The 10,322-nt window shown below is 63.6% G+C and carries 9 protein-coding genes and 1 tRNA gene; 8 read left to right on the top strand and 2 right to left on the bottom strand.

Features of this window, described 5'->3' with window-relative positions:
• The 4 genes from carA to V7E26_RS27015 all read left to right on the top strand — a co-directional run.
• Positions 1-1,085: glutamine-hydrolyzing carbamoyl-phosphate synthase small subunit (gene carA, locus V7E26_RS27000; RefSeq protein WP_324422237.1), on the top strand; the 1,085-nt coding region annotated here is incomplete at its 5' end.
• Between the two features lie 259 nt (positions 1,086-1,344).
• Positions 1,345-1,869, top strand: coding sequence for a hypothetical protein (locus V7E26_RS27005; RefSeq protein ID WP_324422239.1), 525 nt, complete (start codon positions 1,345-1,347; stop codon positions 1,867-1,869).
• Between the two features lie 140 nt (positions 1,870-2,009).
• Positions 2,010-3,239: a M4 family metallopeptidase gene (locus tag V7E26_RS27010; RefSeq protein WP_324422241.1), complete on the top strand. Its 1,230-nt coding sequence runs from the start codon at positions 2,010-2,012 to the stop codon at positions 3,237-3,239.
• A gap of 67 nt (positions 3,240-3,306) precedes the next feature.
• Positions 3,307-3,675, top strand: coding sequence for a protealysin inhibitor emfourin (locus V7E26_RS27015; protein ID WP_324422243.1), 369 nt, complete (start codon positions 3,307-3,309; stop codon positions 3,673-3,675).
• A gap of 21 nt (positions 3,676-3,696) precedes the next feature.
• On the opposite strand, the gene V7E26_RS27020 is transcribed toward V7E26_RS27015, so the two are convergent.
• Together V7E26_RS27020 and V7E26_RS27025 are read right to left on the bottom strand one after the other, a co-directional pair.
• A complete protein-coding gene (locus tag V7E26_RS27020) occupies positions 3,697-4,035 on the bottom strand; it encodes a hypothetical protein (protein ID WP_324422245.1) in 339 nt (112 codons plus the stop codon).
• A 282-nt stretch (positions 4,036-4,317) separates the two neighbouring features.
• A complete protein-coding gene (locus V7E26_RS27025) occupies positions 4,318-4,851 on the bottom strand; it encodes a Dps family protein (protein WP_324422247.1) in 534 nt (177 codons plus the stop codon).
• Positions 4,852-4,975: 124 nt separating this feature from the next.
• Here V7E26_RS27025 and V7E26_RS27030 point away from each other — a divergent pair, with 124 nt between their 5' ends.
• The 4 genes from V7E26_RS27030 to greA form a co-directional block, all read left to right on the top strand.
• Positions 4,976-5,680, top strand: coding sequence for a class I SAM-dependent methyltransferase (locus tag V7E26_RS27030; RefSeq protein ID WP_324422249.1), 705 nt, complete (start codon positions 4,976-4,978; stop codon positions 5,678-5,680).
• Between the two features lie 80 nt (positions 5,681-5,760).
• Positions 5,761-5,836: transfer RNA gene (locus V7E26_RS27035), tRNA-OTHER, on the top strand.
• Positions 5,837-6,187: 351 nt separating this feature from the next.
• A complete protein-coding gene (gene carB, locus V7E26_RS27040) occupies positions 6,188-9,652 on the top strand; it encodes a carbamoyl-phosphate synthase large subunit (RefSeq protein WP_324422251.1) in 3,465 nt (1,154 codons plus the stop codon).
• Positions 9,653-9,856: 204 nt separating this feature from the next.
• On the top strand, positions 9,857-10,322 hold a 466-nt coding region (gene greA / locus V7E26_RS27045; RefSeq protein WP_324422253.1), incomplete at its 3' end, for a transcription elongation factor GreA.

Genomic DNA, 10,322 nt, shown 5'->3' on the forward strand with positions numbered 1-10,322 from the left:
GCCACGCCGTCGGCGAGGTCTGCTTCAACACCGCGATGACCGGCTATGAGGAGATACTCACCGACCCCTCCTATGCCGGGCAGCTCATCACCTTCACCTTCCCGCACATCGGCAATGTCGGCACCAACGAGGAAGACATCGAGACGGTGAACATGGCGGCGACGCCCGGCGCGCGCGGCGTGATCCTGCGCACCGCCATCACCGATCCCTCGAACTATCGCGCCACCCGCCATCTCGACCAGTGGCTGCGCGCCCGCGGCATCATCGGCCTCTCCGGCATCGACACCCGCGCCCTCACCGCGCTGATCCGCTCCAAGGGCATGCCGAACGCCGTGATCGCACATTCGAAAACCGGCGAGTTCGATCTGCACGGCCTGAAGGAAGAGGCGCGCGAGTGGCCCGGCCTCGAAGGCATGGACCTGGTGCCGATGGTCACCTCCGGCCAGCGCTTCACCTGGGACGAGACGCCTTGGGCGTGGCAGAAGGGATTCGGCCGCCAGAGCGAGCCGGAGTTCAACGTCGTCGCGATCGACTACGGCATCAAGCGCAACATCCTGCGCCTGCTCGCCGGCGAAGGCTGCAAGGTCACGGTGGTGCCGGCGACGACCTCGGCCGAAGACATTCTGGCGATGAAGCCCGACGGCGTTTTCCTGAGCAACGGCCCGGGCGATCCGGCCGCAACGGGCAAATATGCCGTGCCGGTGATCCGCGACGTCATTGAATCGGGTACGCCGACCTTCGGCATCTGCCTCGGCCACCAGATGCTCGGGCTCGCCGTCGGCGCCAAGACCAGGAAGATGCATCAGGGCCATCACGGCGCCAATCACCCGGTCAAGGACGAGACCACCGGCAAGGTCGAGATCACCTCGATGAACCACGGCTTTGCGGTGGACCAGGACACGCTGCCCGAGGGGGCGACGCAGACCCATATCTCGCTGTTCGACGGCTCCAATTGCGGCATCGAACTCAAGGGCAAGCCGGTGTTCTCGGTGCAGTACCATCCGGAAGCCTCGCCCGGCCCGCGCGACTCGCATTACCTGTTCAAGCGGTTTGCGGATCTGATGCGGGCGAGGAAGCGGGCGTAAAGCGTCAGTTCCTCACCGCGTCGACATGCCCGGGCAAAAGCGCGAAGCGCGTCTTTGCGCGAGATGTCCCGGCCATTTGCGGTTTTGCGTCCACGACGTGCCTGGTTTTCGAGATTCCGACAGGAACGTGACCCGCCGACGCGGGTTTAGCATCGCAGGGTGAAGTAAAGGAACGTCAGCGACGTTCCCACCATCCCGTCACGTGCTGATGGTGGGCACGCTTACGCTTCGTTCACCCTGCGATCCGCGGAGCACAACCATGTCCGTTGTCAACGATATCGAGCCGGTCACCTTCTTCTTCGAGGACGATGGCCTCGTGCCCAACAATCCGCTGCCGCTGCTGTTTTACCGAGGCGCGGTCGAGATTGCCACCGATCATCCCGAAAAGACCATCGAAGGATTGTTCGGCGCCAATGGCTGGGGCGCGATGTGGCGCAACGGCGTCTATGATTATCTGCACTACCACGCGACCGTGCATGAGGCGCTCGGCGTCGCCCGCGGCCGCGCACGCGTCCGCTTCGGCGGCAACAGCGGCAAGGAGCTCGAGATCATGGCGGGCGACGTCGCCATCCTGCCGGCCGGCACCGGGCATCAATGTGCGTTCGCCAGCCCGGATTTCTGCGTGGTCGGCGCCTATCCGCCGGGACCGCCGATGCAGATCACGCGGCCGACGCCGGACAACCATGCCAAAGCGCTGAAGACGATCCCGCAAGTGAAGCTGCCGAAGACCGATCCGGTGCGCGGCGCAGACGGGCCGCTGGCACGGCTATGGAAGCAAAGCTGACCCTTCACTTCAGATATTTCGAAGCAATGTGAGCGGCCAGGCTTGACGCTCTCTACCTCGGGTAGATAGTCGCGAAGCCGGCGCTTCATTGCGCGCGCGGCTATTCGTTTCAGAACCATGTCGTGTTGATGGAGGATGCCATGTTCTCGAACGCTTGTCGTTGCATCAACTGCATAACCCCGCCCCACATCCTGAAGAAGCTGCTCGAAAACCCGGACAGCAGGATTCGCGACGCAGCGTTGCGAACGATGCTGTCGACTTCGCGCTTGCGCGGGGAGCGAGCCGTAGGAGGCCTCGTTGCGGGCGCCGCAGCAATCGCAGGGAACGGCCGACGCACAGTCTTCGACTGCGCCAACACGACCTTCCCCGAGTCGGCGACGGTCGAACGCACCGAGGATGGTCCCGCGTCGGCGGACGAGTCGGTGAACAATGCCTTCGAGGGTCTCGGAAGCACCCGCGATTTCTACAAGGACGTGTTCGATCGAAACTCGCTGGACGGGCGCGGCATGCGCCTGAACGGCTACGCCCACTACGGCACGGCCTACAACAATGCATTCTGGTTCCGCGGCCAGATGGTTTTCGGCGACGGCGACGGCGTGCTGTTCACCGACTTTACCAGATCCCTCGATGTCGTAGCCCACGAGCTGACGCACGGCGTCACCGAGTTCACGGCCGGACTGCAATATCATAATCAGTCGGGTGCGCTGAACGAATCGATATCCGACGTGTTCGGCTCGATGGTCAAGCAATGGGTCCGCAAGGAGACCGCCGATCAGGCCGACTGGCTGATCGGCGCGGAGATCTTCACGCCTGAAATCGACGCGGATGCCTTACGATCGCTGAAAGCGCCGGGCAAGGCCTACAACAACGAGCAATTCGGGCGCGATCCGCAGCCCGATCACATGAGCAAGTTTGTAATGCTGCCCGACACCGATGAAGGCGACAATGGCGGCGTGCACATCAATTCCGGGATTCCGAACAGGGCGTTCTATCTCACCGCGGTCGGCATCGGCGGAAACGCCTGGGAAGCGCCGGGGCACATCTGGTACGCCGCACTGAAGGCATCGTCGGAATGGACGAATTTCCAGGAATTCGCCGATTTGACGCACGTCACGGCGGGCCAACTCTACGGACCGCAGAGCGCGGAGCAGCAGGCCGTGGTGGCTGCCTGGAAGGAAGTCGGTATCCGCATCAGCGGCGTTCAGGCACTGGCTGGGGTGACCGGCCGGATGCGCTGGCAACCCGCCGCAGCGGCCGCCAATGGACACCGTGATGAATCGGCGGAAGTAATTCGGAAGATCGAGCAGCTTTCCAGTCAGCTATCGAAACTGTCGAAGGAGGTCGCCGGCTTGAGATCCAAGCCGCATTAGCCGCGGCCGGCCGGCCGTCTGGAGCTTCGGTTCCGATTGGATCAGAACCGAAGCTCAGATCGAAGCTTTGACGCGTTTTTTCTTTACGGCTGTGCCGGTATCCACTTCGCTCGAAAACGCCATGGATCAGGTTGGCATGAAAGTTACGCTTTCCCAACACGGCGGCCAGGCGGCGGGCATCCACCTGCGCCGCCCGCCCCAGATCGTGGATGCTGCGGCTTTGGATGAGTCCCGGGCTTCCGAGCTCAAGAGGCTCACCGCGGCCGCAGTCGCGGCGCCCGCGCCGGTGCGTTCCGGACAAGCCCGGGACGAGATGGGCTACACCGTCACAATCGAAGATGACGGGCGCGAAACCGTGCTGTCGCAGTCCGACACCGCGATGTCGACCGAATTCGGCAAGCTGCTGGCCTGGCTGCAGCGCTATCCCGGCAAATAGCTGCTCTCCGTGGTCCGCTGGTCATCCGCGGCGGGCAATCGCGAGGCTTGGTCTGGCCAAAGCGGCCGGCGCGGGCTCGCCCGAGGAGACCCGCATGGCCGCGATCCGCGCGACGAACAGCCCGATGACCAGATTGGACCGCTCGATCTCCAGCTTGTCGCGCGTCGGCCCGTTCGGGACCGTCTCGCACAGCGCCTTGATGCATTCCAGCGTGCGCGACAATGAATCGACCACCGCATAGATCGGCTCGATCGACGGTGGCGCCGATTGTGAAGTCCGCGTGTTTCCAGCGGGCTGACCGGATGGACCGGTCTGCCGGCTGGACGATGCCACGTCGCGGAATTCGATAATTTTCTGCATCACTGGATCCCGGACTCGAATGTCTATGCGTTATGGCAATTGACTTGGTGCGCTGGCCGCGCATTCAGCCCGGCCGGCTGACATGATAAGGATGATCTCGCTCAGACACGTTTAAATTGACTATCGGAATCTCGCAGCATTTTCTTAATACTTGCGCTGCTGCATGCGACGTTTTGACCGCCCGCATGGATTGCGGCTGCCAAGGCCAGTCCAAGCCGCCCTCACGCGCGACAGGGCGGGCCGCGCTTTGACGACCCGCCGCCGTGCCTGCTTGTACCTAACTTACGCCGCGTTGGCGCCTTCCTGGCGGCTGGCCTCGAACAGGAACCAGGTGCGGCGCTCGGTCTCGTCGATGAACAGTTCGAGCAACTGGGCGGTGCCCGTGTCGTCGTTGTCGTCGGCGAGCTTGTGCGCCTTGCGCATCGCCGCCGCCATCTTCTTGTTGTCTTCCATCAGTTCGCGCAGCATTTCGCGCGGCGGCACATAGGCCTCATTGTTATCCTGGATGGTCTGCAGCTTGGCGATCTGGCCGATCGAGCGCAGCGTGATGCCGCCAAGCTTGCGTACCCGCTCGGCGAGCTGGTCGGTGGTGCCGAAGATGGCGTCCGACTGCTCGTCCAGCATCAGGTGATAATCGCGGAAATGCCGGCCGCTGACGTGCCAGTGGAAGTTCTTGGTCTTCAGGTAAAGCGCGAAGGCGTCGGCCAAGAGGACGTTGAGCGACGCCGAAATCTTCTCTACCGCAGCCGGGGCCAGATCGGTCGGCGTGTCGAGTTCAGGGGATACCTTGCCGGATTTGTTGTTGGTTTTGCTCACGTTGCACCTTCCTGTTAGGAACCGGACTGGGGCGGCGGTGGACATCGGCCGCTGGACGACCTAACGCATCACTTTCAGGCTGGTTCCTTCACCGGAACCCGCTGTTTTTGCCGGGCACGCGCGCATGGATGAATGGATCGACTATTACGATTCCACGCATACGATTTATGCGAGCAGGCTGCACCGCGACCTGCATTTCCAGCTCATCGCGCGCGACATCGTCGGCTATATCGCCTCGCCCGATTCCGTGGTGCTCGACTATGCCTGCGGCGAGGCGCTGTCGGCCGCCCGCGTGGCGGACGCCTGCGCCATGCTCTATCTGGCGGAGCCGGCGCCCGGCGTGCGCGGCCGGCTGATCGCGCGCTTTGCGCCGAACACCAGGATCCGCGTCCGCTCGCTCGAGGATCTTTCGCGGATGGCGGAAGGCTCGGTTGATCTCGTGGTGATGAATTCCGTCGCGCAATACATGACGCCGGCTGAGCTGGATTCGGCCTTTGCCGTGGTTCGCCGGCTGCTGAAGCCGAACGGCCGCCTCGTGATCGGCGACATCCTGCGCCCCGAGGTCGGCATGTTCAGGGACGTGGTGGCGCTGTTGAAATTCGCCTCCGCCCACGGCTTTCTGAAAGACGCCCTGTATGGCCTTGCGAGCACCGCGCTGTCGGATTACCGGCAATTGCGCAGCCGCGTCGGGCTGCAGCGCTACGGCGAAAACGAGATGATCGAGAAGCTCTCCCGCGCCGGCTTCTCCACCTCGCGCGCGCCCCAGAACATCGGCCATAACCCGTGGCGGATGACGTTCGTGGCACGGCACGCCCTGAACCTGAATTGAGCCCTGTCGCGCGCCAAGGTTGTTAACCCTAAATCGCAGTAGGCATGGTTCACCGAGCCGTGATGAGCGATGATGGAAGCGGCCCGGTGGCGGAAGCGTCGACGCGGGAGCAGTGCAATGCTCTTTATCCTGGTTCAAATCCAGGCCGGGCCTCCAGCCTTCGCTGCTTACGCAGCTTCGGCTTGGCGAGCCAGCCTTGCCCCGCCGTAGCTCACAGAGTGGAGGCGGGTTCGGCTAGGCAAGCCAGCCGTAGCCACCCACCTCGCCTGTGATGCGCCTGCCCAGGCGAAACGGCCCCCATCCCGACTGAAAGGGGCGGGCTTGCCGCGCCGTAGCTCGCAGAGCGAAGGCGGGAATTTCCCCGTTGATGGCCCGTTTTTGGGGGTTTCGCGGGTGCGGAATCTGGTCTAAAGACCACCCGCGCGCGAGGGAGACCCGCGCTCTTTGGCTTAGGGGACGCGCGGCTGCGCGCCCTTTTTTTGTGCCCAAATTCCTGTCTGAGAGCTGATGCCCAAAAGAACAGATATCTCGACCATCCTGATCATCGGCGCCGGTCCCATCGTGATCGGCCAGGCCTGCGAATTCGATTATTCCGGTACCCAGGCGGTGAAGACCCTGAAGGAAGAGGGTTATCGCATCGTCCTCGTCAATTCCAATCCGGCCACCATCATGACCGATCCGGAGCTGGCGGATGCGACCTATATCGAGCCGATCACTCCGGAAATCGTCGCCAAGATCATCGAGAAGGAACGTCACGTCATCCCGGGCGGCTTCGCGCTGCTGCCGACCATGGGCGGCCAGACCGCGCTGAACTGCGCGCTGTCGCTACGCCGGCAGGGCACGCTCGACAAGTTCGACGTCGAGATGATCGGCGCCACCGCCGATGCGATCGACAAGGCCGAGGACCGCCAGCTGTTTCGCGAGGCCATGACCAAGATCGGTCTTGAGACGCCGAAGTCGCGGCTCGCCAACGCCTCGGCGCTGAAGAAGTCCTATCGCGACAAACACCACGCCGAACGAGAGAAACTATCCGGCGCCGCGCTGGAAGAGTGTGAGCGACAGTGGACGCTTGGCGAAAGCGAGCGCCGCAAGCGCTACCAGGAGCACGCGCTCGGCCAGGCGCTGATGGCGCTGTCCGAGATCGGCCTGCCGGCGATCATCCGCCCCTCCTTCACCATGGGCGGCACCGGCGGCGGCATCGCCTACAACAAGGAAGAATTCCTCGACATCATCGAACGCGGCCTCGACGCCTCCCCGACCAACGAAGTGTTGATCGAGGAATCGGTGCTCGGCTGGAAAGAGTTCGAGATGGAGGTGGTGCGCGACAAGAAGGACAATTGCATCATCATCTGCTCGATCGAGAACCTCGATCCGATGGGCGTGCACACCGGCGATTCCATCACGGTTGCGCCGGCGCTGACGCTGACCGACAAGGAATACCAGATCATGCGCGACGCCTCGCTGGCGGTGCTGCGCGAGATCGGGGTCGAGACCGGCGGCTCCAACGTGCAATTCGGCGTCAATCCCGCCGACGGCCGCATGGTCGTGATCGAGATGAACCCGCGCGTGTCGCGCTCCTCGGCGCTGGCGTCCAAGGCGACCGGCTTTCCGATCGCCAAGGTCGCGGCCAAGCTCGCGGTCGGCTACACGCTCGATGAAATCGCCAACGACATCACCGGTGGCGCGACGCCCGCCTCGTTCGAGCCGACCATCGACTACGTGGTCACCAAGGTGCCGCGCTTTGCGTTCGAGAAGTTTCCCGGCGCCTCCACCACGCTGACGACCTCGATGAAATCGGTCGGCGAAGTCATGGCGATCGGCCGCACTTTCCAGGAGAGCCTGCAGAAGGCGCTGCGCGGGCTCGAGACCGGCCTCACCGGGCTCGACGAGATCGAGATCGAGGGGCTCGGGCGCGGCGACGACAAGAACGCGATCCGCGCAGCTCTCGGCACGCCGACGCCGAACCGCATCCTGCAGGTGGCGCAGGCGATGCGGCTTGGCTGGTCGAACGAGGAGATCTTCAACTCCTGCAAGATCGATCCGTGGTTCCTCAGCGAGATGCGCGGCATCGTCGACATGGAAGCCAAGGTGCGGACCAACGGATTGCCCCCGAACGGCTACGGCATGCGCATGCTGAAGGCGATGGGCTTCTCCGATGCGCGCCTTGCGGTGCTGACGGAGAGCACCGAGGCCGAGGTGACGGCGAAGCGGCACGCCCTCGGCGTCCGTCCGGCCTACAAGCGCATCGACACCTGCGCCGCCGAATTCGCCTCCCCCACCGCCTACATGTATTCGAGCTATGAGGCGCTGTTTGCAGGCAAGCTCGCCGACGAGAGCGCGCCCTCCGACCGCAAGAAGGTCATCATCCTCGGCGGCGGCCCGAACCGGATCGGCCAGGGCATCGAATTCGACTATTGCTGCTGCCATGCCTGCTTCGCGCTGGCCGATGCCGGCTATGAGACCATCATGGTCAACTGCAATCCGGAGACGGTGTCGACCGACTACGACACTGCCGACCGCCTGTATTTCGAGCCGCTCACCGCCGAGGACGTGCTGGAGATCATCGCCACCGAGCGGCAGAACGGCACGCTGCACGGCGTGATCGTGCAGTTCGGCGGCCAGACCCCGCTCAAGCTGGCCCGCGCGCTGGAAGCCGCCGATGTGCCGATCCTCGGCACCTCTCCCGACGCCATCGACCTCGCCGAGGACCGCGACCGCTTCAAGCGCGTGCTCGACAAGCTGAAACTAAAGCAGCCCAAGAACGGCATCGCCTATTCGGTCGAGCAGGCGCGGCTGGTCTCGGCCGATCTCGGCCTGCCACTGGTGGTACGCCCATCCTACGTGCTGGGCGGCCGCGCGATGCAGATCATCCGCGAAGAGACCCAGCTCGACGACTATCTGCTCGGCACGCTGCCCGAACTGGTGCCTGCCGACGTCAAGGCACGCTATCCGAACGACAAGACCGGACAGATCAACACCGTGCTCGGCAAGAACCCGCTGCTGTTCGACCGCTACCTGTCCGATGCCACCGAGATCGACGTCGACTGCCTCTGCGACGGCAAGGACACCTTCATCGTCGGCATCATGGAGCATATCGAGGAAGCCGGCATTCATTCCGGCGACTCCGCCTGCTCGCTGCCGCCGCATTCGCTGGATGCGAAGATGATCGAGGAGTTGGAGCGGCAGACCCGCGAACTCGCGCTCGGCCTCGATGTCGTCGGCCTGATGAACGTGCAATATGCGATCAAGGACGGCGATATCTACGTGCTCGAAGTCAATCCGCGCGCCTCGCGCACCGTGCCCTTCGTCGCCAAGGTGGTCGGCACGCCGGTTGCCAAGATCGCCGCGCGGATCATGGCGGGCGAGAAGCTTGCCGACTTCAAGCTGAAGAAGAAGCAGCTCGGCCATGTCGGGGTGAAGGAATCAGTCTTCCCGTTCGCGCGCTTCCCCGGCGTCGATACCGTGCTCGGTCCGGAAATGCGTTCGACCGGCGAAGTCATGGGCATCGACCGCTCGTTCGAAATCGCCTTCGCCAAGAGCCAGCTCGGCGGCGGCACCCGGGTGCCGCGCAAGGGCACCGTGTTCGTCTCGGTGCGCGAGATCGACAAGGACCGCATCGCGGAAGCGGTCCGCCTGCTGCATTCGCTCGGCTTCAAGGTGATGGGAACGTCGGGCACCCAGCGCTTCCTGACCGACAAGGGCATCCCGACCGAGAAGGTTAACAAGGTGCTGGAGGGACGGCCGCACATCGTCGACGCCATCACCAATGGCGACATCCAGCTCGTCTTCAACACCACGGAAGGGCCGCAGGCGCTGGCCGACAGCCGCTCGCTGCGTCGGGCTGCCCTCTTGCATAAAGTGCCATATTACACCACTCTTTCCGGTGCCGTGGCGGCCGCCCAAGGCATCCGCGCCTATCAGGGCGGGGACCTTGAGGTCCGTACGCTGCAGAGTTACTTTTCCGAGAACTGATCGTTGGCCGGGCAAACGCCCGCTAAACGATTGGCAAAAAAGCCGTATGGCTGGAACTCACCGCTTGGCTGGATGTTGAATCGGCCCCTGAAGGGGCCGAAATTTAATAGACTGGCGGCTCATATCGGGGCCACGAAGGCCCGAATCGAAAGTACCTCGTGCGTGAACGCAGTTGACGTCTCGCGCGACGGAAGGACGGAAGAGATGGTTGATAAGGTTCCGATGACTGCAAACGGCTATGCCGCCCTGGAGCTCGAGTTGAAGAAGCGCCAGTCGGAGGATCGTCCGCGCATCATCGAGCACATTGCCGAGGCACGCTCGCATGGCGACCTCTCCGAGAACGCGGAATATCACGCGGCGAAGGAAGAGCAGTCGCACAATGAAGGCCGCATCAACGAGCTTGAAGACAAGCTCGCGCGCGCCGACGTGATCGACATCTCGAAGCTGTCCGGCGATACCATCAAGTTCGGCGCGACCGTCACGCTGGTCGACGAGGATACCGAGAAGAAGGCGGTGTGGCAGATCGTCGGCGAGGTCGAGGCCGACGCCAAGAAGGGCCGCATCTCCATCACCTCGCCGCTCGCCCGCGCGCTGATCGGCAAGAAGAAGGGCACGACCGTCGAAGTGATGGCGCCCGGCGGCGCCAAGGCCTACGAGATCACCAAGGTCG

This window comes from Bradyrhizobium sp., assembly GCF_036735945.1.
Taxonomy (GTDB): domain Bacteria; phylum Pseudomonadota; class Alphaproteobacteria; order Rhizobiales; family Xanthobacteraceae; genus Bradyrhizobium.

Coding starts and splice junctions, on each gene's coding strand:
- V7E26_RS27005 (WP_324422239.1), top strand. CDS start 1,345: ATGTCCGTTGTCAACGATATCGAGCCGGTCACCTTCTTCTTCGAGGAC.
- V7E26_RS27010 (WP_324422241.1), top strand. CDS start 2,010: ATGTTCTCGAACGCTTGTCGTTGCATCAACTGCATAACCCCGCCCCAC.
- V7E26_RS27020 (WP_324422245.1), bottom strand. CDS start 4,035: ATGCAGAAAATTATCGAATTCCGCGACGTGGCATCGTCCAGCCGGCAG.
- V7E26_RS27030 (WP_324422249.1), top strand. CDS start 4,976: ATGGATGAATGGATCGACTATTACGATTCCACGCATACGATTTATGCG.
- carB (WP_324422251.1), top strand. CDS start 6,188: ATGCCCAAAAGAACAGATATCTCGACCATCCTGATCATCGGCGCCGGT.